Below are 23,666 nucleotides of genomic sequence, written 5' to 3'. Positions count from 1 at the left end.
CCGACAGCGGGCTCTACTTCAATAGTTGAGGCCAATGTTCAAATTCAGCGTTCAAACAGTGTGCCAGCCGATGATCCAACTGGCTATCGGCGAACGACCAGATACAAGCCGATCGCCACCATGATTCCGGCGGGCCAATGCCCCAGTTCGTGCAACGGGCCACCGGCTGCGAGTATCGTGCCACCCGCCAGATGAGCGGTGCCGAGCAGGCGCAGGAACACGTCGTCCTTGCGCCGGTGCCACGGAGGCGGCGGGTCGTTGGCGTGGGGTTGGGACATGCGCTCAAGCAGGTCGCGGGCCATGTTGGCCAGGTGCGGGAGTTGCTCGAACTGGCTCTGCACGTTGCCCAGCAAGGCTTTGGGGCTGACGCGCTCGCGCATCCAGCGTTCGAGGAACGGCTGGGCGGTGTTCCACAGATCGAGGTCCGGGTACAACTGACGACCCAGGCCTTCGATGTTCAACAGGGTTTTTTGCAGCAAGACCAACTGCGGCTGCACTTCCATGTTGAAGCGTCGAGCGGTCTGGAACAGGCGCATCAGTACCTGACCAAAGGAAATATCTTTTAACGGTTTTTCGAAGATCGGCTCGCACACCGTGCGGATCGCCGCTTCGAATTCGTTGAGCTTGGTTTCCGCCGGTACCCAGCCCGAGTCGATGTGTAATTGCGCGACACGCCGGTAGTCACGCTTGAAAAACGCGAACAGGTTGCGCGCCAGATAGTCCTGGTCTTCCGGGGTCAGGCTGCCGACGATGCCGCAGTCGATGGCGATGTACTGCGGGCTCCAGGGCTGCACGGTGCTGACGAAAATGTTGCCGGGGTGCATGTCGGCGTGGAAGAAGCTGTCGCGGAACACCTGGGTGAAGAAGATCTCCACGCCACGCTCGGCGAGCATTTTCATGTCGGTGCGCTGGTCGGCCAGGGTCGCGAGGTCGGTGACCTGAATCCCGTAGATGCGCTCCATCACCAGCACTTTCGGTCGGCACCAGTCCCAATAGACTTGCGGCACATACAGTAGGGGCGAACCGTCGAAGTTGCGCTTCAACTGGCTGGCGTTGGCGGCTTCGCGCAGGAGGTCGAGTTCGTCGTAGATGGTTTTTTCGTAATCACTGACCACGTCCACCGGGTGTAGCAGACGGGCGTCGGCCGAGAGTTTTTCCGCGGCGCGGGCCAGAATGAACAGCCATGCCAGGTCCTGGGCAATCACCGGTTTGAGGCCCGGGCGGATCACCTTGACCACCACTTCTTCACCGGTTTTCAGCTGCGCGGCATGCACCTGCGCCACCGAGGCCGAGGCCAGCGGTTCGACGTCGAAACGAGAGAAGACTTCACTGATCTTTTTGCCGAGCTGCTCTTCGATCAGCCGGACCGACACTTGTGAGTCGAACGGCGGCACCCGGTCCTGCAACATCATCAACTCATCGGCGATGTCTTCGGGCAGCAGGTCGCGGCGTGTCGAAAGAATCTGGCCGAACTTGATGAAAATCGGCCCAAGGTCCTGCAACGCCAGGCGCAATCGTGCGCCACGGCTCAGGTCCAGGGGCTTGCGCGGGAACCAGCGCCACGGCAAGGCATAGCGCAGCGCCAGCAGAAACCAGGGCAATGGCAGGGCGAACAGCAGGTCATCGAGGCGGTAGCGGATCACGACGCGCTGGATGCGCAACAAACGGCGGACGGCAAGCAGCTTCATGCGTTATCGCTTGGGTCGAGGGATCGGGAAAGGCGCTCGAAACGCGCCTCGAGACGTTCCAGATCGAGTTTGATCTGGTCCAGTTCACTGAAACGGGCTTCGGCTTCGCGCTGACCGACCAGGGTGCGCGATTCTTCGGCCAGGTATTCGCCCAGGTTCTGGTTGAGGCTGGCGAACCCTTGCTGATACCAGCGTGCGCGGCTGCGCAGATGACCTCCGACCAGTTGCGTGGCCACAGGCCCCAGCCAGCGCGAGAGTTCATACTCCCAGTCCAGCTCCAGATCCTGAAGGACCGCCGCCAGTTCCAGCAGCACGCCGCTGTCGCCGTCGAGTTCGACTTCCGGGGCATGCAGCACCGACGTCTTGTCTTTGCTCGTCGCCAGTTTCAGCAGGCTTGAGGCCGGTGCGCGCAAGGTGCAGTCGGCACCGGTTTCCCAGTGGGACGCCAGCATCAGGCCTTCATCGCTGGGCAGGATGAACAATTGCAACGCCGGGCTGCGGCAGTCGACGGCAATCACCTTGCCACTCAAATGCGCCAGCCGCGGCAGCGCCGTGCTGTCGAGACGCAGCACCCGGTTCAGACCGAGTTCAACGCTGGCGAGCAGGCCGGCCAGCAACATCAGGGTTTGATGCCACGGTGCAGGGCGACGATGCCTGCGGTCATGTTGTGGTAGGTCACGCGGTCGAAACCGGCCTCGACCATCATCGACTTCAGGGTTTCCTGATTCGGGTGCATGCGGATCGATTCGGCCAGGTAGCGATAGCTTTCCGAATCATTGGTGATCAGCTTGCCCATCAACGGCATGAAGGCGAACGAATAGGCATCGTAGGCTTTGGACATCAGTGCGTTGGTGGGTTTGGAGAACTCCAGCACCAGCAGGCGACCGCCGGGCTTGAGCACGCGCAGCATCGAGCGCAGGGCGTCTTCTTTATGCGTCACGTTGCGCAGGCCGAAAGCGATGGTCACGCAGTCGAAGTGGTTGTCCGGGAACGGCAGCTTTTCAGCGTCGGCCTGGACGAATTCGACGTTGCCGGACACACCCAGATCCAGCAGGCGGTCACGACCGACCTTGAGCATGGATTCGTTGATGTCGGCCAACACTACCTGACCGGTCGGTCCCACAAGATGCGAAAACTTTTTGGTCAGGTCGCCAGTGCCGCCGGCGATGTCCAGCACGCGGTTACCGGCACGCACGCCCGACAGTTCGATCGCGAAACGCTTCCACAGACGGTGCATGCCGCCCGACAGGAGGTCGTTCATCAAGTCGTACTTGGCGGCTACCGAGTGGAAAACCTCAGCGACTTTTTCCGCTTTCTGGCTTTCCGGAACGTTTTTGAAGCCGAAGTGAGTGGTGGGTTCGGCATCGCTGCCTTTGCGCTGATCAGTCATATCGCTGTCACCAAAATAGAATGCGGGACATTCTAATCCCGGTGGCCTGCTTTGTCTTGGCAAGGCTGAAGGTAAGATATAGAGAAACCGGGACGTTTTGACGCAGTAACGGTCAAGATGCTTCAGGAAGTGTCCATAAAGCAGGAGTCATTCGATGGCCCATATTAGTGTTGAGCGTGCCCATGGCCTGGGTAAGGAAGCGGCCCGCGAGAAGGCCGACAAGTTGGCGCAGAAACTGTCCGATCAATATGGCCTGGAGCCACAGTGGTCTGGCGACACGCTGAACCTCAAGCGCTCCGGTGTGAAAGGGGCGGTGCATGTGGGCGAGGATTCGATCCGGGTTGATGTCGAACTGGGGCTGTTGATGTCCGCCATGAGCAGCACCATCAAATCGGAAATCGAAAGGGCCCTCGACAAAGCCCTCGCGTGATGACGACCCGTAGGAGCGAAGCTTGCTCGCGAAGGCAGAGTTCCTGCCATCGAAGATGGTGCGGATGGACCGGCCCCTTCGCGAGCAAGCTTCGCTCCTACAGGTATTCCACGGCACGCAATTGTTGCGGTTGTTAGGGTGCCGTTTCTAATTTTTCTCCCTACTTTGTGCCTGAGCCCGACACTTTCGCGGGCAGTTCCTCAACCCTTCTGCGCGTGAGGTGGACCATGGCCAAAGTTATTGTGAAGAAAAAAGTCGACGTTGAGACCAGCACTCTGAACGACGTCAGATCGTATGCCCGCAAGATCTGGCTGGCGAGCCTGGGTGCTTACACCAAGGTCGGTCAAGAAGGTAGCGAGTACGTTCAAGAGTTGATCAAGGCTGGTCAAGCTGTTGAAAAGAAAGGCAAAAAAGTAGTTGCTGAGAAACTTGAAGCGGCTAATGCCGAGATCGATGAAGCCAAGAGTGAAGTGAGTACTTTCAAAGGCAAAGTCGAACTTCAACTCGACAAAGTCGAGAAGGCTTTCGATACGCGTATCGCAAGTGCCTTGAATCGTATCGGCATTCCGTCTAAACATGACGTGGAGACACTCTCTGCTAAGCTCGATGAGCTGACAGCATTGCTCGAACGTGTCGCGCGTAAATCTTAAGGAGAACGGGATGGCTGGCAAAAAGAATACTGAAAAAGAAGGCAGCTCGTGGATCGGGAAGGTCGAAGACTACTCCCGCAAGATCTGGCTGGCTGGTTTAGGCGTGTACTCGAAGATTGATTCTGACGGCAGCAAACTCTTCGATGCATTGGTTAAGGACGGCGAGAAAGCCGAGAAGCTCACCAAGAGCGCTGTCGGCAAGAAAGTCGATGCTGCCAAGGACTCCGCTTCGTCGGCCAAGTCGCGCATCAGCGGAGTGAAAGATCGCGCACTGGGCAAGTGGGATGAGCTGGAAGGGGCTTTCGACAAGCGCCTGAACAGCGCCATTTCGCGCCTGGGTGTACCGAGCCGCAATGAGGTCAAGGCACTGCACAGCAAGGTCGATACCCTGACCAAGCAAATCGAAAAACTCACCGGTGCCAAGGTTGCGCCTGTTGCGGCGAAAACCGCAGCGGCCAAACCGGCAGCCAAAAGCGCTGCCAAACCATTGGCCAAGGCCGCAGCGAAACCTGCCGCCAAGCCGGCAGCCAAAACTGCTGCTGCGAAACCTGCAGCCAAAGCGGCCGCTAAACCCGCTGCAAAAGCTGCCGCAAAACCAGCCGCTAAACCAGCGGCCAAACCTGCAGCTAAAACCGCAGCGGCCAAACCCGCTGCGGCGAAGAAGCCAGCAGTGAAAAAACCAGCCGCCCCGAAAGCGGCCGCTCCGAAACCAGCAGTGGCTGCCGCCAAACCGGCAACCCCGGTCAGTCCGGCGAACTCCGCCGCTGCGCCGACCCCTGCTGTAACCCCGACTATCGCACCGACTCCATCGGCGCCAACCAGTCAGTCCTGATTTCCAGGACGCAAAAAAACGCCCGGCCTGTAAAGGTCGGGCGTTTTTGTTTGTGCATGGATTCCAGAAGCCATCGAAGACCCACCGGGTCAGTTGTGCTCTTCGAGGTACTGCAACGCCAACCGCTCGGTCGCGACTTTGACCGGCGGCAACAAGTGCGGCGCCACCAGCATCATGATCTGGTACACCACCAGTCGTACTTCACCTTCACGGTCGAGAATCCGCTGATAGTCCAGCGAGAACAGCAATGTCATGGTGATTTGCTCCACCAGTTGCCCCAATGCCTGAGTGTCGCTGACCAACTGCCCCTGAGCCTTCAACTGTGCCAGCAATGAAGCCAGTGTGCGCTTCAACGCATTGAGCAGGTTGCGTATCCCCTTGGCCAGTTTCGGCAGGCGGCCGGCAAGGTTCGACAAGTCCTGGAACAGAAACCGGTATTGGGCCAGGCGTTCGACGATCAGGTGCAGGAACAGCCAGTAATCTTCGGGTGCCAATTCCACATCGGACGGTGGATCGAGCAAGGGCGTCAGTTCGGTCTGGAAGCGTTCGAACAGCCCCAGGATCAGCGGCTCCTTGCCGTGGAAGTGGTAGTAGAGGTTGCCGGGGCTGATGCCCATTTCGTTGGCCACCTCCATGGTGGACACGTTCGGTTCGCCCTTCTGATTGAACAACTGCAGGGCACATTCGAGAATCCGGTCGCGGGTTTTCATCCAGTCTTCTTAATGGTCGAGTCAGGCCACGGCCATTGGCGGCCGTGGTTCATTGAACGTCAGCGCACGCGCACGTAAGTACCGGGTGCCGCCTCCATCGGTGGATAGTTCTGGTTGCCGAGGGTCATCTTGGTTTCGTGTAGTGCGCCGGAGCGTTCCTGAATCCAGCTCAGCCATTGTGTCCACCAACTGCCGTCGACGCGTTTGGCGTCGTAATACCAGGCCCGCGGGTCGCTGCTCAGTTTCGGGTTCTCGACGTAGTTGGCTTTCGAGTTGTGCGGCGGGTTGAGAATGCTCTGCACATGACCGCTGCTCGACAGCACGAAGCGTCGCTCGCCACCCAGTAGCAAAGTCGAGCGATACACCGCATCCCACGGGGTGATGTGATCGTTCATGCCGGCCACGCTGAAACTGTCGACGGTGACTTTCTGCAGGTCGATCGGTGTGCCGCACACTTCCAGCCCACCCGGATGACTCAGCGGGTTGTGCTTGAAGAAGTCCAGCAGATCGCCATGAAACGCTGCCGGCAGGCGCGTGTTGTCATTGTTCCAGTAGAGGATGTCGAACGCCGGTGGCTCCTTGCCCAGCAGGTAGTTATTGACGAAGTAATTCCAGATCAAATCGTTGGGGCGCATCCAGGCAAAAACCCTGGCCATGTCGCGACCTTCCAGAACGCCCTTCTGATATGAGCGGCGCTTGGCCGCTTCCAGCGTTTGTTCGTCGACGAAGAGGGTGGCCGGGCTTTCTATCTGACTGTCGAGCAGGCTGACCAGATAGGTCGCGCTGGACACCCGCCGCAGCTGCCGCTTGGCCTGCAAGTGCCCTTGCAGCGCGGCGATGGTCAGCCCGCCGGCGCAGGCACCCATCAGGTTGACGTCGCGGGAGCCGGTAATCGCCCGGCACACATTCATCGCTTCTTCGGTGGCTTCGACGTAAGACGACAGCCCCCATTCGCGGTGACGCACATCAGGATTGCGCCAGCTGATCACGAAGGTCTGCAAGCCGTTTTTAAGGGCGAACTGGACGAAGCTGTTACTGGGGCTCAAGTCGAAAATGTAGAACTTGTTGATCTGTGGCGGCACGATCAGCAACGGCTTGGAATACTGTTTTTCGCTCATCGGCTTGTACTGGATTAGTTCCAGCAGCTCATTGCGAAACACCACGGAGCCGGTGGTGGTGGCGACTGTCTTGCCTACCTCGAATGCTTGTTTGGTGACCTGTCTGGGCAAGCCGTCGTTGTGCAGCAGATCGTCAAGCAAATGGCCGATACCCCGCACCAGGCTGTGACCGCCAGAGTTGAAGATCTCCTTGACCGCCAGCGGATTGAGCAGGGTGTTGGACGGCGCCACGGCGTCGTTGATCAAGGCAAACGCAAAGTGGGCGCGGGCGCGATCGTCCGGGCTCAGGTTGCTCTCGTCGATCCAGTTTTTGACCTCCTTCTGCCAACTCAGGTAGGCCTGCAAGCTGCGGCGATAAAAAGGGTTGAGGCTCCACGCCGGGTCGGCAAAGCGATTGTCTTGCGGATTGATCGGGTGCAGGGTTTCACCCAACAACACGCGGCCAAGCTGGCCGCCCAGCTTCAAGGCATGCCGGGCCGTGTACACCGGGTTGCGCAGGCCATGGGTGGCCAGGCTGCGCAAGGTTGAAAGCAAGTCCCGGCCGCGCAGACCGGTAACCGCACTCTGTGCGTTGATGAATGCAGCGGGAGTGGGCAAGGAGCCCTTCGCTGGTTTGTCGCGCATGAGTCAACACTCCTTCGTCATCAGGCCAAAAACAAACTCACCGAACAAATCACCATAGACGTTGTTGCGGATTGTTGCGCGGTACGACGTCCTGTCGACGCTCTTTTCCTGAACCAAAGCCGGGGCCGGTCAACTGCCCGATGGCGCCGGATGCGGATGCATCACAGCGCGCTGACGTTCCTCTTCGAGAAACTTCATGATGATCGGTGCCACCGCTTCGGCCCGGGTAATCAAGAACAGATGCCCGTCGTCGATGATGTGCAATTGGGCATTGGGAATTCGCCAGGCCAGCATGCGCATATTGATCAGCGGGATCAGTGGGTCGTCGTCGCCGGCCAGCACCAGGGTCGGCTGTTGGATCTTGTGCAGCCAGTGAATGCTGGTCCAGCCAAACCCGGCGAACAGCTGCCAGTAGTAGCCCAGTTTGCCTGCCGAGCGAACCCGCGCGGCGTGACTGGCCGCCAGGGTTGGATCGCGACGGAACGAGCCGCCATAGATCATCGGCGCGATGCGAATCACATGGGACGGCTGGATGTAGCGTCGTGGGCTGGCCATCATCCACAGCACTTTCGGTTTACCCGGTACCATCACTGTGCCGGCCGCCGTGGCTGCCAGCACCAGCTTCTTGCAGCGCTCGGGATAGTCATAGGCAAATTGCTGCGCCAGGGCGCCACCCCATGACACGCCGATCACATTGACCTGCCCGTAATCGAGATAGTCGAGCATTCGCGCGGTCAGTTTCGCCAGGCCCGAAAAGCGATACGGCCGGCTGGGAGTGGATGAGCCGCCGACACCGGGTACGTCGAAGGCGATGACTTCCAGGTCCGGATCCAGCGCCTGGACGAACGGAAATATCAGCTCCAGGTTGGCGCCGATGCCGTTGAAAATCAGCAAGGGCGTCAAGTGAGGCTTGCCGGGGCGTACCGCGGTGCGGAGGGTCTGCCCATCCAGGTTGACGGTACGGAATACGAACGGTTGCGGCATGCACGAAGCCCTGTAGGTTTTAAACGCTGATCGGGCCATCCCGGGCCGTCGCAGAATGTTCGAGGCTGGCCTCGAGGCTGATTAATGACAATCGCGGCACCTCCCAGTGCCGCGGACTGCGAGTTGTTTGAAGCTCAACGTTCGTGCACATACGTGCCTGGCGACGCCTCACCCGCGGGATAGGCCTTGTTGCCAAGGTTGGCGGGGGACTTCTTCAGTTTGCCCGAGCGTTCGGCCTGCCACGCCTGCCAATGCAACCACCAGGAGTCGGTGTGCTTGGTGGAGTTTTCCATCCAGTCCTCGGCCTTGACCGGCATGTCGGTGCTGGTCATGTAGCGTGCTTTCGGATTGCCCGGCGGGTTCAGAATGCTCTGGATATGTCCGCTGCTGGACAGCACGAACTCGACCTTGCCGCCGAACAGTTGTGCCGACTTGTAGCAGGACTTCCACGGGGTGATGTGATCGTTGGTGCCGGCCAGGGAAAAGATGTCGGCATCGACCTGTTTGAGGTCGATCGGTGTGCCGCACACTTCCAGTGCATTGGGGCGGATCAGTGGGTTGTTTTTGAACATCTCGATCAGGTCGCCGTGGAAAGCGGCCGGCAGGCGAGTGGTGTCGTTGTTCCAGAACAGAATGTCGAACACCGGTGGCTCGTTGCCCAACAGGTAGTTGTTGACCCAGTAGTTCCAGATCAAGTCGTTGGGACGCATCCAGGCGAAGACTTTCGCCATGTCGCGACCTTCCAGCACACCGGCCTGGTAGGAATGGCGCTTGGCGGCTTCGAGGGTCTGTTCGTCGACGAACAGGGCCACGTCGCTGTCGAGGGTGGTGTCGAGCACGCTGACCAGCAGTGTGAGAGCGTTGACTTTCTTTTCGCCGATCGCTGCGTAATGACCCAGCAGGGCAGTGCAGGTGATGCCGCCGGAGCAGGCGCCGAGCATGTTCACGTCTTTGCTGCCGGTGATCGCGGTGACCACGTCGACCGCTTCCTTGAGCGCTTCGATGTAGGTCGACAGACCCCACTCGCGTTGTTCCTTGGTCGGGTTGCGCCAGCTGACGATGAACGTCTGCATGTTGTTGCGCAGGCAGAAGCGCGCCAGGCTCTTGTCCGGACTGAGGTCGAAAACATAGAACTTGTTGATTTGCGGCGGCACCACCAGCAGTGGGCGTTCATGCACTTGCTCGGTGATCGGCTTGTACTGGATCAGCTCCAGCACGTCGTTGCGAAAGACCACCGCGCCTTCGGTCACACCCAGGCTCTTGCCGACTTCGAACGCGCCCATGTTGACCTGGCTCGGCATCCCGCCGTTGTGGATCAGATCCTTGGCCAGATGGGAGAGGCCGTCGAGCAGGCTTTTGCCACCGGTTTCGAAGAAGCGTTTGACCGCCGCCGGGTTGGCTGCCGTGTTGGTCGGGGCCATGGCTTCGGTCATGAGGTTGATCACGAAATGCCCGCGAGCGACGTCCTTGGGCGAGAGATTGCTCTTATCGATCCAGGTGTGGAGCTCCTTGCGCCACGCCAGATAAGTTTGCAAATAACGTTTGTAGAGAGGGTTCTGGCTCCAGGCCGGGTCGAGGAAACGGCGGTCGTCGCTTTGCGGTTGAAGCTCGGATTTTCCGAACAGCACGTTCTTGAGTTCGATGCCGAAATGGGCGACGTGCCTGGCACTGTGGATGGGTTGTCTGATGGCCTGGGTCAGCACCATTCGGGCAGAGCCCAGTAGATCCTTTCTACGCAGCCCAACAACAGGATTCAGTCCCAAGGTATTTTCTGAAGCCTGGAATTTCAGGTCATCGTTTTGCTTGATACTCATCTACGACGCTCCATTGTCCTGAGGCGAGTACCTGAGCCCAGCTGTGTAGTCACACAGCAAACGCCAGGTACTACTGCTCGGGGTGACCGTTAATTGCGCATAGCTACAAATGCACGGAACTTGCCAGCTCCATTGGTTACCCGAGTTTAATTTTTTTCGCAAGCGGGCCAATCGTTGACCCGGCAGCCAAGCATTCAAACAGATGGAATTAGAAAATGCCCTCTAAATACCTCGAGGCCTGACCTAGAGCATCAGCTTGACGACCGACTCGTTCGGATCACGGGTCTTTCCAGCCGCTTTGAGTTCGGCAAGATAATCGTTCCACAGATCCTCTTGGCGCACCGCCAACTGGTACAGATATTCCCAGGTGAACAGGCCGCTGTCGTGGCCGTCGTCGAAGGTCAATTTCAGTGCGTACTGACCGGCTGGTTCGACCTTGCTCAGGCCTACGCCGATCTTGCCAAATTGCAGGATAGGTTTGCCGTGGCCCTGGACCTCGGCGGAAGGAGAGTGCACACGAAGGAATTCTGCGGGCAGGTGATACTCCTCGCCGGACGCGTATTTGAGCGTCAGGGTTTTCGAGGCTTTGTGCAGTTTGATGTCGGTGGGGAGTTGGGTCGTCATGGGGCCGATCTTCCGTTTGTATGAAGGCCCTGTGTCGGCGGGTGATCTGTGGCGAGGGAGCTTGCTCCCGCTCGGCTGCGTAGCAGTCGTAAATCCGGCGAATGAGGTCTTGTAGATAAACCGCATTCACCGACTTTGGGGCCGCTTCGCGACCCAGCGGGAGCAAGCTCCCTCGCCACGGAAGCCCGCTCACACAGAATGAGACCTACAGGATATAACGGGACAGGTCTTCGTTCTGCGCCAATTCGCCCAAGTGGCTGTTGACGTAATCGGCATCGATCAGGATCGCCTTTTCGTCATGGGTGCTGGCCAGATCGCCGGCGCTGAACGACACCTCTTCAAGCAGACGCTCCAGCAAGGTGTGCAGGCGACGGGCGCCGATGTTCTCGGTCTTCTCGTTGACCTGCCAGGCAATCTCGGCAATACGCTTGATGCCGTCCGGCTGGAACTCGATGAGCAGGCCTTCGGTTTTCAGTAGCGCGCAATACTGCTCGGTGAGAGAGGCATGCGGTTCGCTGAGGATACGCTCGAAATCTTCCGGGCTCAGGGCCTTGAGTTCGACCCGAATCGGCAGGCGACCTTGCAGCTCCGGCACCAGATCACTCGGCTTGCTCAGGTGGAATGCGCCAGAGGCGATGAACAGGATGTGGTCGGTCTTGACCATGCCCAGTTTGGTGTTGACGGTGCAGCCTTCGATCAGCGGCAGCAAGTCGCGCTGTACGCCTTCACGGGATACGTCGACGCCACCGGTATTGCCGCGCTTGGCGACCTTGTCGATTTCGTCGATGAACACGATGCCGTGCTGTTCGACAGCTTCCAGCGCCTTGGCCTTCAACTCTTCTTCGTTGACCAGGCGACCGGCTTCTTCGTCGCGAACCAGTTTCAGCGCTTCCTTGACCTTGAGCTTGCGGCTCTTGCGCTTGCCCTTGCCCATGTTGGCGAACAGGCTCTGCAACTGGTTGGTCATTTCTTCCATGCCCGGTGGCGCGGAGATATCGACGCCGGTGATTTCGGCGACTTCGATTTCGATCTCCTTGTCGTCCAGCTGACCTTCACGCAGGCGCTTGCGGAACAGCTGGCGGGTGTTGGAGTCCTGGGCCGGGGCGGCGTCTTCGTTGCTGAAACCCATGCGTGCCGGTGGCAGCAAGGCGTCGAGGATGCGTTCTTCGGCGGCGTCTTCGGCGCGGTGGCGAACCTTGGTCATTTCCTGTTCGCGCAGCAGTTTGATCGCGGCATCAGCCAGATCGCGAATGATCGACTCGACGTCGCGGCCGACGTAGCCGACTTCGGTGAACTTGGTTGCTTCGACTTTGATGAACGGTGCGTTGGCGAGTTTGGCCAGGCGGCGGGCGATCTCGGTTTTACCGACGCCGGTCGGGCCGATCATCAGAATGTTCTTGGGGGTGACTTCGACGCGCAGCTCTTCGGGCAGCTGCATCCGGCGCCAGCGGTTGCGCAAGGCAATGGCGACGGCGCGTTTGGCATCGTCCTGGCCGATGATATGGCGATTGAGTTCGTGGACGATTTCACGGGGGGTCATGGGCATAGTAATTGGCGGTCCTCAAGCAAAAGTGAGCCGTGGCGCTAGGCCAAGACAGGCTTACTCAGCGAGATCCTGCTCCTCGATGGTGATGTTGTGGTTGGTGAACACGCAGATGTCGCCAGCGATGCCCAAAGCGGTTTCGACGATTTCCCGGGCCGACAGGTCGGTCTTTTTCAACAGCGCGCTGGCCGCAGCCTGGGCGTAGCCGCCGCCGGAACCCATGGCGATCAGGCCTTCTTCAGGCTCAACCACGTCACCGTTGCCGGTGATGATCAGAGAAGCATCCTTGTTGGCGACCGCGAGCATGGCTTCGAGGCGGCTGAGGGAGCGGTCAGTGCGCCATTCTTTGGCGAGTTCGACAGCGGCGCGAACCAGGTGGCCCTGATGTTTTTCGAGTTGGCCTTCAAAACGTTCGAAGAGGGTGAAGGCGTCAGCGGTAGCCCCGGCAAAACCGGCGATAACCTGACCGTGGTACAGGCGGCGAACTTTCTTCGCGTTGCCTTTCATCACGGTATTGCCGAGCGAAACCTGGCCGTCGCCGCCCATGACGACTTTGCCGTGGCGGCGAACTGAAACGATGGTGGTCAAGGGAGAGTCTCCACGCAGCGGGGCGAAAATGCCTTATGCCAACTCATATGGGGGTGGTGGAGCGTTTTTCAACTGTAGGACGCGGCGGGGGACGAGCGGTGTGTCATTTGCGAAGGCGGGTGCAAGTGAATCCCTGTGGCGAGGGAGCTTGTCGGATCGCCGCACCGTCCCGTTCGGCTGCAAAGCAGTCGTACATCCGGCCATCGCGGTTTGTCTGGCATACCGCGATGGCCGGATTGGGAGTGCTTCGCACTCCAGCGGGAGCAAGCTCCCTCGCCACAAAAGCAGATTGCTTCTGCCAGTACAGTGGGATCAGCGGCTCTGGCGTTGTTGTAACAACAGGTTACTGAAGCCGCTGCCCGCCAATTGTTTCTGGGCGGTGGTCAGTTGTTCACGGTTGCTGAACGGGCCGACCAGCACCCGGTACCAGGTCTCGTCTTTCACCGTGCCGGATTCAACCGCCACGGCCTGACCCAGCAGGATGATCTGCGCCCGAACCTTGTCGGCATCGGCTTGCTTGCGGAACGAACCGGCCTGCAGGAAGAACTTGGTCACCGGCGCCGCTTTAGCCACCGGTGGCGCTGGCGGCGGAGTGATGCCGGCCAATGCCGCCTGAGCCCGGGCGGTGTCGATCTTCGCCGCTTCCGCAGGCGTCACCGGCGTGGTCGGCACGGCCGGCACCTGTGGCGTCGGCAGGGTTTTCTCCGGTACCGCATCCGGCGGCACGATCACTTCCGATTCCGGCAGCAAGGTGTAGAAGTCGTACTTCGGCTTCACCGGTTGCGTCGGGCTCGGCGGGGTCTTGTTGGCTTCGGCGATCTTGGTCGCTTTCTGCTGTTGCTCGACCTTCTCGCGCTTGACGCTGTCACTGCCCTTGCCCGGCTCCAGCTTCATCAGGAACACAATGAACGCGCCGACCGTCAGGCCGATGGCCATCCACAGCCAGCCCGGGATCGGTTGCTTTGCAGGAGCTTGGTAACGGCTGGCGCCACGCTTGGGTGCAGGTTTTTTCTTGGCAGCCAACTTACATACGCTCCAGAGTTTCCAGACCCAAGAGTTCCAGGCCTTGCTTGAGAGTGCGGCCGGTCAACGCAGCAAGGCGCAGACGGCTCTGCATTTGCGCCGGGGTGTCGGCGCCGAGGATCGGGCAGTTCTCGTAGAAACTGGAGAACAGGCCGGCAACATCGTACAGGTAGGTGCAGAGAATGTGCGGCGTGCCTTTGTCGGACACGTTATTCAGGATTTCGCCGAACTGCGCCAGTTTCGCCGCCAGCTCATGTTCGTGCGGCGCTTCGAGGACGATTTGCCCTTCGACTTCGCTGAAGTCCTTGCCGAGCTTGCGGAACACGCCGGCCACTCGGGTGTAGGCGTACAGCAGGTACGGTGCGGTGTTGCCTTCGAAGTTCAGCATCAGGTCGAAGTTGAAGCTGTAGTCGCTGGTGCGGTGCTTGGACAGGTCGGCGTACTTCACCGCGCCAATGCCCACGACCTTGGCGATGTTGCGCAGCTCGTCTTCGGCCAACTCCGGGTTCTTCTCCTTCACCAGCGTGTAGGCGCGTTCCTGGGCTTCGGTCAGCAGGTCGATCAGCTTCACGGTGCCGCCGTCACGGGTCTTGAACGGACGGCCGTCGGCGCCGTTCATGGTGCCGAAGCCCATGTGCTCCATTTCCATCGGATGGGTCACGAAGCCGGCCTGACGCGCGACCTGGAATACCTGCTGGAAGTGCAGGGCCTGGCGCTGGTCAACGAAGTACAGCGCGCGATCGGCTTTCAGCACGCCGCTGCGGTAGCGCACGGCCGCCAGGTCGGTGGTGGCATAGAGGTAGCCGCCGTCGGCCTTGACGATGATCACTGGCAGCGGTTCGCCCTCGGCGTTCTTGAACTCGTCGAGGAACACGCACTGGGCGCCGTTGCTCTCGACCAGCATGCCCTTGGCCTTGAGGTCGTTGACCACGTTGATCAGGTCGTCGTTATAGGCGCTTTCACCCATCACGTCGGCCATGGTCAGTTTGACGTTCAGCAGCTCGTAGATTTTCTGGCAGTGGGACAGCGAGATGTCCTTGAACTTGGTCCACAGGGCCAGGCAGTCCGGGTCGCCGGCTTGCAGCTTGACCACCAGGCCACGGGCGCGGTCGGCGAACTCTTCGGACTCGTCGAAGCGCTGTTTGGCGGCGCGGTAGAAGTTTTCCAGGTCCGACAGTTCGTCGCTGGTGATCGGATTTTCCTGCAGATAAGCCATCAGCATGCCGAACTGGGTGCCCCAGTCGCCGACATGGTTCTGACGGATCACTGTATCGCCGAGGAACTCCAGCACCCGCGCCACACCGTCGCCGATGATGGTCGAGCGCAAGTGGCCGACGTGCATCTCCTTGGCCAGGTTTGGTGCGGACAGGTCAACCACGGTGCGCTGCACCGGGCCGGCCTTGCGTACGCCGATGTGGTCGTCAGCCAGGGCTGCGTCCAGGCGGGTCGCCAGGGCTTGGGTGTTCTGGAAGAAGTTCAGGAAGCCAGGGCCGGCAATTTCGGCTTTGGAGACGTTTTCGTCAGCCGGCAGCGCGGCGATGATTTTCTCGGCCAGGTCACGGGGCTTCATGCCGGCCGGTTTGGCCAGCATCATCGCGATGTTGCTGGCGAAGTCGCCGTGAGTCTTGTCACGGGAGTTTTCCACCTGGATCGCCGGCGACAGGCCTTCAGGCAACACACCTTCGTTGACGAGTTGGGTGATGGCTTGTTGGATCAGCTGGCGAATGGTGTCTTTCATGGTCTTCTCTTTCGACCGCAGGCGCGGCGGCGCTTCAGTGCGCTAGTGGAAAAACTGGGCATTATCCGTTGCGAAGACGGGCTTGCCAACTATAGCGGGCAGGTTATGGATATGTGGTGACTATTCGACCGCTATCGCGGGCTTGCTCGCGAAAGCAACCTTCCAATCAATACAAATCCACAGGGTCGACATCCAAAGACCAACGCACTGCCCGCCCACTGGGCATCTGCTCCAAAGCCAGCAACCAACTGCTCAACAATCGATGCAGTGGCGCCCGGGCCGTGGCTTGCAGCAATAACTGTGCGCGATAGCGCCCGGCTCGGCGCTCCATCGGTGCCGGAACCGGCCCCAGCAACTCGATGCCGGTCAGATGCTGTTCGGTCAGCAGTCGTTCGGCCTCACTGCACGCTTCATCGAGGAACCCTTCGGCCTGCCCCGGTTTGTGCGCTTCGGCCCGCAGCAGCGCGAGATGCGCAAATGGCGGCAACCCGGCGGAGCGGCGCTCGCTCAGCGCCTGTTCGGCGAAGGCGAAGTAGCCCTGTTCGGTCAGTTGCACCAGCAGCGGGTGGTCCGCCAGGTGCGTCTGGATAATCACTTTGCCCGGTTCTTCGGCCCGCCCCGCGCGCCCGGCGACCTGCACGATCAACTGCGCCATGCGCTCGCTGGCGCGGAAGTCGCCAGAGAACAACCCGCCGTCGGCATCGAGAATCGACACCAGGGTCACCCGAGGGAAGTGGTGCCCTTTGGCAAGCATCTGTGTGCCGACCAGAATGCACGGCTGGCCTTTCTGGATGGTCGCGAACAACTGATTCATCGCGTCTTTGCGTGAAGTACTGTCGCGGTCGACCCGCAGCACCGGGACGTCCGGAAACAGAATCCCCAAGCGTTCCTCGGCACGCTCGGTGCCGGCGCCCACGGGCCGCAAATCGACCTTGCCGCACTTTGGGCAATGCCGAGGCACGCGCTCGACGTAGCCACAATGATGGCAACGCAATTCGCCCGAGCGCTGGTGCACGGTCATTCGCGCGTCGCAACGCTGGCATTCGGACATCCAGCCGCAATCGTGGCAGAGCAGTGTCGGGGCGAACCCTCGACGGTTGAGGAACACCAGCACCTGCTGGCCGGCGGCGAGGGTCTGACCGATGGCTTGCTGCATCGGCCCGGAAATGCCGCTGTCCAGTGGACGACTTTTCACGTCCAGGCGCAGGAAGCGCGGTTGCTTGGCACCACCGGCGCGCTCATTCAGGCGCAGCAGGCCGTAACGACCGGTGTAGGCGTTTTGCAGGCTTTCCAGCGAAGGCGTGGCGGAGCCGAGGACAATCGGGATGTTTTCCTGCCGGGCGCGAACCAGCGCCAGGTCGCGGGCGTGGTAGCGCAAGCCTTCCTGCTGTTTATAGGAGCCGTCGTGCTCTTCATCGATGATGATCAGGCCGGGGTTCTTCATCGGCGTGAACAGCGCCGAACGGGTGCCGATAATAATGTCGGCTTCGCCATCCCGGGCGGCCAGCCAGGCGTCCAGGCGCTCGCGGTCGTTGACGGCGGAGTGGATCAGTGCGATGCGTGCATTGAAGCGCTGTTCGAAGCGCGCCAGGGTTTGCGGGCCGAGGTTGATCTCCGGGATCAGCACCAGGGCTTGCTTGCCGGCCTCGAGGGTTTCGCGGATCAGTTGCAAATAGACTTCGGTCTTGCCGCTGCCGGTGACGCCGGCCAGCAGGAACGCGTGATAACTGTCGAACCCGGCGCGAATCGCTTCATAAGCGGCGCGCTGCTCCGGGTTGAGCGGCAATTCCGGTTGTGCCAGCCAGTGTTCGTGGCGAGCGCCGGGCGCGTGCCTGCGGATGTCTACCTGCACCAGATCCTTGGCCAACAACAGATCGAGGCTGTCCTTGCTCAGCATCAGTTTGCTCAGCAACTGATGGGCGACGCCATGGGGATGTTGCGCCAGGGTCGCCAGGGCTTCGCGCTGCCTTGGGGCGCGGGCGATGCGCGGGTCATCGAGGCTGGCGCCGGGCGCGGCGGACCAGAACCGCTCCTGACGGGCTTCGGCCAGTTCACCCTGACGCAGCAACACCGGCAGCGCCCAGCTCAACGTGTCGCCGAGGCTGTGCTGATAATACTGGGACGTCCACAGGCACAGCTTGAACAGCGCGGGTGGCAGCGGCGGTACGGCATCGAGCAGGGCCAGCGCCGGTTTGAGCTTTTCTGTCGGGACTTCGCTGTGGTCGGTGATCTCCACCAGAATCCCGATCATCTCCCGCCGGCCGAACGGCACCCGCAAACGCATGCCCGGGTGTAACTGGGCGCGCAGGACTCCAGCCGGGGCGCGATAGTCGAACAGGCGGCGCAGGGGCGAAGGCAGGGCGAGGCGCAGAATGGCGTTGGGCACGCGATTGTTTACTCGGTGAAGGGGTGATGAAGAAGGCCGGGAGCCTAGCAGACGGTCGGATTTGTGTCCTCCATCAGGAAAGCGTTCAAGTGTTGACGAGTGGATTTTAATGCCAGGCAAGGCGCTACGACGACTCATAGCGCGCTATGGGGAGGAGTAGCAACGCAGCATGGCGTTAAAAGACGCCGTCAACATTGAACAGTCTTTCCTGATGGAGGGCACCCACGACAGCTTGCGTGTTTGCAAAGGTCTGGTAGAATCCGCGGCCTAATTACGTGCGGTATTCAACAATAGTGTTGGGTGGCGGCACGCTAGCCTGAGGAAGACACCATGAAAGCTGATATCCATCCAGAATACCCAGCAGTTGCTGTTACCTGCAGCTGCGGCAACAAGTTCGAAACCCGTTCGACCTACGGCAAAGCCCTGGCGATCGACGTTTGCAACGAATGCCACCCGTTCTACACCGGTAAGCAAAAGACTCTGGACACTGGCGGCCGCGTTCAGCGTTTCGCAGACCGTTTCGGTGCTTTCGGCGCGAAAAAGGCCTAAGGCCGATCAACTTGGGAAGCCGTTACGGTTTTTCCATGCTGATGAAAAAGGCGTCCCTCGCGGGCGCCTTTTTTATGTCTGCGATTTGGCTTTCCGCTGCCCAGGCCTTCTGCCCGGCGCCGAGCGGGCTGACGCCGGTCGCAGTCCAGCGGGTGGTGGATGGCGACACCTTGCGTCTGAGCGATGGGCGCAGTGTGCGCATGATCGGTTTGAACACGCCGGAGCTGGGCAAGCAGGGTCGTTCCGACGAGCCGTTCGCCGAGGCCGCGCGCAAACGCCTGGAAACCCTGGTGGCCGCCAGCGACGGGCGGGTCGGTTTGCTGCCGGGTAAAGAAGGCAAGGACCATTACGGCCGCACCCTGGCCCATGTCTACAGCGTCGATGGCGCCAACCTCGAAGCGCAGATGCTTGCTGAAGGTCTCGGTTTTCAGGTCGCGGTAGCGCCGAACGTCGATTTGGTCGGCTGCCAGCAGGCGGCGGAACGCAGTGCTCGTCAGGCCGGCCTCGGGCTGTGGCGACAGTCACCTGTACTGAAAGCGGAGCAGATCAACGCGTCCGGCTTCGCCGTGCTCAGTGGTCGTGTGAGCAAGGTTCAGCGCAATCGCGGCGGGGTTTGGATCGAGTTGCAGGATTCAGTTGTGTTGCGGGTTGCACCCAATTTGCTGGGGCAATTCGATGGCGCGTCGCTTGAGAAGCTCAAAGGCAAGCAAATCGAGGCTCGTGGCTGGGTCGTGGATCGTTCGCGCCGTGGCGGGCTGAAGCCCGGGCAGGCACGCTGGCTTTTGCCGCTGACCGATCCGGCGATGTTGCAGGTCGCGCCGCAAGAAAAATTGTAGACATTTATTCTGTAGATTGTGAACAGTCTATCCCTTGTATTCCGTGGCTCTTGGCCCAAAGTCGTAGGGCAGGGCGCTTGACAGGGGTGACTGGTCAGTCTTGTGGGGACTTTGCGACACGAGTATCCTCGGCGGTCCGTCTGTCCAACAGTAAAAAGCGGAATGCCCACATGTCTGATTTGAAAACTGCCGCTCTCGAATATCACGCCAATCCTCGTCCAGGGAAGCTGAGTGTCGAGCTCACCAAGGCCACTGCTACCGCCCGCGACCTGTCGCTGGCCTACAGCCCCGGCGTAGCCGAACCGGTACGCGAAATCGCCCGCGATCCTGAACTGGCCTACAAATACACCGGCAAAGGCAACCTGGTTGCAGTCATTTCCGATGGCACCGCGATTCTGGGCCTGGGTAACCTCGGTCCATTGGCTTCCAAGCCGGTGATGGAAGGTAAAGGTGTTCTGTTCAAGCGCTTCGCCGGCATCGACGTGTTCGACATCGAAGTCGATTCCGAAAGCCCGCAAGCCTTCATCGACACCGTCAAGCGTATCTCCATCACCTTCGGTGGCATCAACCTGGAAGACATCAAGGCACCTGAGTGCTTTGAAATCGAACGCGCTCTGATCGAGCAGTGCGACATTCCGGTATTCCACGATGACCAGCACGGTACCGCGATCGTGACCGCTGCCGGCATGATCAACGCCCTGGAAATCGCCGGTAAAACCCTGCCGGAAGCCAAGATCGTCTGCCTGGGCGCCGGTGCTGCCGCCATCTCCTGCATGAAATTGCTGGTGAGCATGGGCGCCAACATCGAGAACATCTACATGGTTGACCGTACCGGTGTGATCCACTCCGGCCGTGATGACCTGAACCAGTACAAGGCCGTCTTCGCTCACGCGACCGACAAGCGCACCCTGGCTGACGCACTGGAAGGCGCCGACGTGTTTGTTGGCCTGTCCGGCCCGAACCTGCTGAGCGCTGAAGGCCTGAAATCCATGGCGGCCAACCCGATCGTATTCGCATGCTCGAACCCGGATCCGGAAATCTCCCCGGAACTGGCGCACGCCACTCGCAACGACGTGATCATGGCCACCGGCCGTTCGGACTACCCGAACCAGGTCAACAACGTACTGGGCTTCCCGTTCATCTTCCGTGGCGCGCTGGACGTTCGCGCCAAGCGCATCAACGAAGAAATGAAAGTGGCTGCTGCCAACGCCCTGCGTGAGCTGGCCAAGCTGCCAGTGCCTCAGGAAGTGTGCGATGCCTACGGCGGCATCAAGCTGGAATTCGGTCGTGAGTACATCATCCCGAAACCAATGGATGCCCGTCTGATCACCCTGATCTCCGATGCCGTGGCCAAGGCTGCAATCGAGACCGGCGTGGCGACCCTGCCGTATCCGAAGAACTACCCGCTGAAAAGCGTGGATGACGTGTTCAACGGCTAAGCCGTTGTAGCGCTTCAACCAAAGGCCCCGGCTCATTCTGAGTCGGGGCTTTTTTGTATCTGAGTGGTTTGCAGGCAGGCAATAAAAAGCCCCGCACTTCTTTCGAAGGCGGGGCTTTTTGGTGTTGCGGCGATCAGAACAAATCGATCGGCGCCGCTTCGTCCGCTGGTAGCGGGCTGCCCGGCACATTGCCGTTACCCAGCTCGTTCACCGACGGTGGCGTATCTTCGGCCTTGAACAGCTCAAAGTAGGCGCCTGGCGTGCTTGGGGTGGCTGCACGACCGCTGACCGGGTCGACCCGCAGGCTAAGGATGCCTTCAGGTTCCGGCTGGGTATGGGCTGGCTTGCCTTTGAGGGCAGCGCCCATGTAGTTCATCCAGATCGGCAGGGCGACGGTGCCGCCGAACTCGCGTTTACCCAGGCTTTCCGGTTGGTCGAAGCCGGTCCAGACGGTGGTCACGTAATCGGCGTTGTAGCCGGAGAACCAGGCGTCCTTGGATTCGTTGGTGGTGCCGGTCTTGCCCGCAATGTCACTGCGGCCCAAGGCCAGCGCACGACGGCCAGTACCGAGTTTGATCACGTCCTCAAGCATGCTGTTGAGGATGTAGGTGGTGCGACCATCGATGATACGTTCGGCCACCGCTGGCGCTTGTGACACTGGCTGGGCGCCCGGCGCTTCGCCTGGGATGGCGTTGACGGTGAAGGTATTGGCGGCCGGCACGGCGATGCCGTCGCTGACTACGTTGCCTTTCGGAACGCTCGGCGGGTTGGCAACGAACAGTGTGTCGCCGTTGCGGCTTTCAATCTTGTCGATGATATACGGGGAAATCTTGTAGCCGCCGTTGGCGAAGGTGCTCCAGCCAGTGGCGATCTCCATTGGCGTCAGGGTCGCGGTGCCCAATGCCAGGGACAGGTTGCGTGGCAGGTCCTGCTTGTTGAAGCCGAACTTGCTGATGTAGTCGATGGTGCGGTCGACGCCCAGCGCTTGCAGCAGGCGGATCGATACCAGGTTGCGCGACTTGTAGAGCGCTTCACGCATGCGGATAGGGCCGAGGAAGGTGTTGGTGTCGTTCTTCGGGCGCCAGACCTTGTCCAGGTACTCGTCGACGAACACGATCGGTGCGTCGTTCACCAGGCTGGCGGCGGTGTAGCCGTTATCCAGGGCGGCACTATAGACGAACGGCTTGAAGCTCGAACCTGGCTGGCGCTTGGCCTGCATGGCGCGGTTGTAGTTGCTCTGCTCGAAGGCAAAACCGCCGACCAGGGAACGAATGGCACCGTTCTGCGGATCGAGGGACACCAGTGCGCCCTGGGCCTGCGGAATCTGGCTGAATTTGAGCGAATTGTCCGGCTGACGTTGTACGCGAATCAGATCGCCGACCTGCGCGACGTCCGACGGCTGCTTCGGATTGGCGCCCATGCTGTTGGTGTTCAGGAACGGACGGGCCCACTTCATGGTGTCCCAGGCAACGTGTTCTTCGCCGGTGCGGGTCAGCACCTGCACGCCGTTCTTGTCGACCTGGGTCACGATCGCCGGCTCCAGGCTGCTGATGGTCCGCTGCTTGGTCAGTTCCTGGGTCCAGGCCTCTCGGGTTTTACCCGGCAGGCGTGACTCGGGGCCGCGATAACCGTGCCGTTGATCGTAGGTCATCAAGCCTTCGTGAACCGCGCTGTTGGCCATTTCCTGCAAATCGCTCGGCACCGTGGTGGTGACGCGGAAACCTTCGGTGTACGCATCGCTGCCATAGCGACCGACCATTTCGGCGCGGGCCATTTCGGCGACGTACGGTGCGTTCACTTCCGGAGTCGGCACGTGATAGCTGGCGTTCAGCGGTTCGTTGATCGCCGCGGTGTAGTCGGCTTCGGTGATCTTGCCGAGCTTGTACATGCGCCCCAGGATCCAGTCGCGACGCTCCTTGCTGCGGGCCGGGTTGGCCAGCGGGTTGAAGCGCGACGGGGCTTTTGGCAGACCGGCGATCATCGCCATCTGCGCCAGGCTGACGTCACGAATCGACTTGCCGTAATAGACCTGCGCCGCTGCCTCGATGCCATAGGCGCGGTTGCCCAGATAAATCTTGTTGACGTACAGCTCGAGGATTTCGTCCTTGGTCAGCTGCCGTTCGATCTGCAGGGCCAGGAGGATTTCGGTGGTTTTGCGCGAGAAGCTGCGTTCGCTGCTCAGGAAGAAGTTCTTCGCCACCTGCATGGTGATGGTGCTGCCGCCGGACTGAATGTGTCCGCTCTTTACCAGCTGGGTGGCGGCACGCATCAGGCTGCTGGGATCGACGCCGTAGTGGTTGGCGAAATTGTCGTCTTCAGCACTTAGTAACGCATTAATGAAATTGGGGGGAATGTCGGCGAAACGGATCGGCGTACGGCGCATTTCGCCAAATTCTGCGATCAACTTGTTGTCGCTGCTGTACACCCGCAAAGGAATCTGCAACTGAATGCTTCTCAGCGCCTCCACAGATGGCAATCCAGGGCTAAGGTAAAGAAAGGCGCCGCTCAGACCCAGGAGCAGTCCGCAGAAAACGGCGACGATGGACCAACCGAAGAATTTCAGCAGACGAATCAAGGCTTTTGGATATCCAGGGCAAAGAATGAATTAGGCATCAGGGTTCAGGCTATAAAGAGAATGACCCGCGCTTGCAGTGAAAGCGGAAAAACGCTCGGCATTATAAGCATTTTTCCGCAGGGAGC

General features: G+C 60.2%; 20 protein-coding genes. 6 read left to right on the top strand and 14 right to left on the bottom strand.

Going from position 1 to position 23,666, the window contains the following annotated elements; all coding sequences use genetic code 11:
• Positions 1-83 precede the first annotated feature (83 nt).
• Genes ubiB through ubiE form a run of 3 tightly spaced genes read right to left on the bottom strand, consistent with a single transcriptional unit; the run spans position 84 to position 3,078 of the window.
• Positions 84-1,688, bottom strand: coding sequence for a ubiquinone biosynthesis regulatory protein kinase UbiB (gene ubiB, locus F475_RS11315; RefSeq protein WP_018929160.1), 1,605 nt, complete (start codon positions 1,686-1,688; stop codon positions 84-86).
• Positions 1,685-2,308, bottom strand: coding sequence for an SCP2 domain-containing protein (locus tag F475_RS11310; RefSeq protein ID WP_018929159.1), 624 nt, complete (start codon positions 2,306-2,308; stop codon positions 1,685-1,687). The genes ubiB and F475_RS11310 overlap by 4 nt, the downstream gene beginning before the upstream one ends.
• Complete coding sequence (gene ubiE / locus F475_RS11305) at positions 2,308-3,078, bottom strand: bifunctional demethylmenaquinone methyltransferase/2-methoxy-6-polyprenyl-1,4-benzoquinol methylase UbiE (RefSeq protein WP_007936800.1); 771 nt, start codon at positions 3,076-3,078, stop codon at positions 2,308-2,310. The genes F475_RS11310 and ubiE overlap by 1 nt, the downstream gene beginning before the upstream one ends.
• Positions 3,079-3,232: 154 nt before the next feature.
• Between ubiE and F475_RS11300 the strand changes: the two genes are divergently transcribed.
• The 3 genes from F475_RS11300 to F475_RS11290 all read left to right on the top strand — a co-directional run bounded on the left by F475_RS11300 (position 3,233) and on the right by F475_RS11290 (position 4,990).
• Complete coding sequence (locus F475_RS11300) at positions 3,233-3,508, top strand: polyhydroxyalkanoic acid system family protein (RefSeq protein WP_064615913.1); 276 nt, start codon at positions 3,233-3,235, stop codon at positions 3,506-3,508.
• Positions 3,509-3,735: 227 nt separating this feature from the next.
• The gene (locus tag F475_RS11295) at positions 3,736-4,158 is read left to right on the top strand and encodes a phasin family protein (protein ID WP_111453927.1); all 423 of its coding nucleotides are present in this window, start codon (positions 3,736-3,738) and stop codon (positions 4,156-4,158) included.
• Positions 4,159-4,168: 10 nt separating this feature from the next.
• Positions 4,169-4,990 carry a phasin family protein gene (locus F475_RS11290; protein WP_111453926.1) on the top strand — a complete coding sequence of 274 codons (822 nt, stop codon included), beginning with the start codon at positions 4,169-4,171 and terminating at the stop codon, positions 4,988-4,990.
• Between the two features lie 89 nt (positions 4,991-5,079).
• Here F475_RS11290 and F475_RS11285 read toward each other — a convergent pair whose 3' ends face one another.
• From F475_RS11285 to F475_RS11235, 10 genes are all read right to left on the bottom strand, one after another.
• Positions 5,080-5,700 carry a TetR/AcrR family transcriptional regulator gene (locus tag F475_RS11285; RefSeq protein ID WP_018929155.1) on the bottom strand — a complete coding sequence of 207 codons (621 nt, stop codon included), beginning with the start codon at positions 5,698-5,700 and terminating at the stop codon, positions 5,080-5,082.
• 59 nt (positions 5,701-5,759) lie between these two features.
• Positions 5,760-7,442 carry a class II poly(R)-hydroxyalkanoic acid synthase gene (phaC, locus tag F475_RS11280; protein ID WP_111453925.1) on the bottom strand — a complete coding sequence of 561 codons (1,683 nt, stop codon included), beginning with the start codon at positions 7,440-7,442 and terminating at the stop codon, positions 5,760-5,762.
• Positions 7,443-7,571: 129 nt separating this feature from the next.
• Positions 7,572-8,426, bottom strand: coding sequence for a poly(3-hydroxyalkanoate) depolymerase (gene phaZ, locus F475_RS11275; protein ID WP_086944125.1), 855 nt, complete (start codon positions 8,424-8,426; stop codon positions 7,572-7,574).
• 134 nt (positions 8,427-8,560) lie between these two features.
• On the bottom strand, positions 8,561-10,240 hold the full coding sequence (gene phaC, locus F475_RS11270; protein WP_111453924.1) for a class II poly(R)-hydroxyalkanoic acid synthase: 1,680 nt from the start codon (positions 10,238-10,240) through the stop codon (positions 8,561-8,563).
• Positions 10,241-10,483: 243 nt separating this feature from the next.
• Complete coding sequence (locus F475_RS11265; protein ID WP_018929151.1) at positions 10,484-10,864, bottom strand: gamma-butyrobetaine hydroxylase-like domain-containing protein; 381 nt, start codon at positions 10,862-10,864, stop codon at positions 10,484-10,486.
• 205 nt (positions 10,865-11,069) lie between these two features.
• The gene (gene hslU / locus F475_RS11260) at positions 11,070-12,410 is read right to left on the bottom strand and encodes an ATP-dependent protease ATPase subunit HslU (RefSeq protein WP_019581849.1); all 1,341 of its coding nucleotides are present in this window, start codon (positions 12,408-12,410) and stop codon (positions 11,070-11,072) included.
• Between the two features lie 54 nt (positions 12,411-12,464).
• Positions 12,465-12,995: an ATP-dependent protease subunit HslV gene (gene hslV / locus F475_RS11255; protein WP_007936812.1), complete on the bottom strand. Its 531-nt coding sequence runs from the start codon at positions 12,993-12,995 to the stop codon at positions 12,465-12,467.
• A gap of 312 nt (positions 12,996-13,307) precedes the next feature.
• Positions 13,308-14,018 carry an SPOR domain-containing protein gene (locus F475_RS11245; RefSeq protein ID WP_007936813.1) on the bottom strand — a complete coding sequence of 237 codons (711 nt, stop codon included), beginning with the start codon at positions 14,016-14,018 and terminating at the stop codon, positions 13,308-13,310.
• Between the two features lies 1 nt (position 14,019).
• Positions 14,020-15,756, bottom strand: coding sequence for an arginine--tRNA ligase (argS, locus tag F475_RS11240; protein ID WP_064615921.1), 1,737 nt, complete (start codon positions 15,754-15,756; stop codon positions 14,020-14,022).
• A 166-nt stretch (positions 15,757-15,922) separates the two neighbouring features.
• Positions 15,923-18,142: a primosomal protein N' gene (locus tag F475_RS11235; RefSeq protein ID WP_018929148.1), complete on the bottom strand. Its 2,220-nt coding sequence runs from the start codon at positions 18,140-18,142 to the stop codon at positions 15,923-15,925.
• A 330-nt stretch (positions 18,143-18,472) separates the two neighbouring features.
• Here F475_RS11235 and rpmE point away from each other — a divergent pair, with 330 nt between their 5' ends.
• The 3 genes from rpmE (at position 18,473) to F475_RS11220 (ending at position 20,966) form a co-directional block, all read left to right on the top strand.
• Positions 18,473-18,691: a 50S ribosomal protein L31 gene (rpmE, locus tag F475_RS11230; protein ID WP_018929146.1), complete on the top strand. Its 219-nt coding sequence runs from the start codon at positions 18,473-18,475 to the stop codon at positions 18,689-18,691.
• A 35-nt stretch (positions 18,692-18,726) separates the two neighbouring features.
• Entirely contained in the window at positions 18,727-19,527 is an 801-nt protein-coding gene (locus F475_RS11225) for a thermonuclease family protein (RefSeq protein ID WP_111453923.1), read from the top strand.
• Between the two features lie 170 nt (positions 19,528-19,697).
• Positions 19,698-20,966: a malic enzyme-like NAD(P)-binding protein gene (locus F475_RS11220; protein ID WP_018929144.1), complete on the top strand. Its 1,269-nt coding sequence runs from the start codon at positions 19,698-19,700 to the stop codon at positions 20,964-20,966.
• Between the two features lie 133 nt (positions 20,967-21,099).
• On the opposite strand, the gene F475_RS11215 is transcribed toward F475_RS11220, so the two are convergent.
• Entirely contained in the window at positions 21,100-23,541 is a 2,442-nt protein-coding gene (locus tag F475_RS11215) for a penicillin-binding protein 1A (RefSeq protein ID WP_111453922.1), read from the bottom strand.
• Positions 23,542-23,666 lie beyond the last annotated feature (125 nt).

Origin of the sequence: Pseudomonas sp. URMO17WK12:I6, from assembly GCF_003253625.1 — a bacterium.
Lineage (GTDB): Bacteria > Pseudomonadota > Gammaproteobacteria > Pseudomonadales > Pseudomonadaceae > Aquipseudomonas.
The sequence above is the reverse complement of the archived record's forward strand: the minus strand, read 5'-3'. Positions and strand labels throughout refer to the sequence as shown.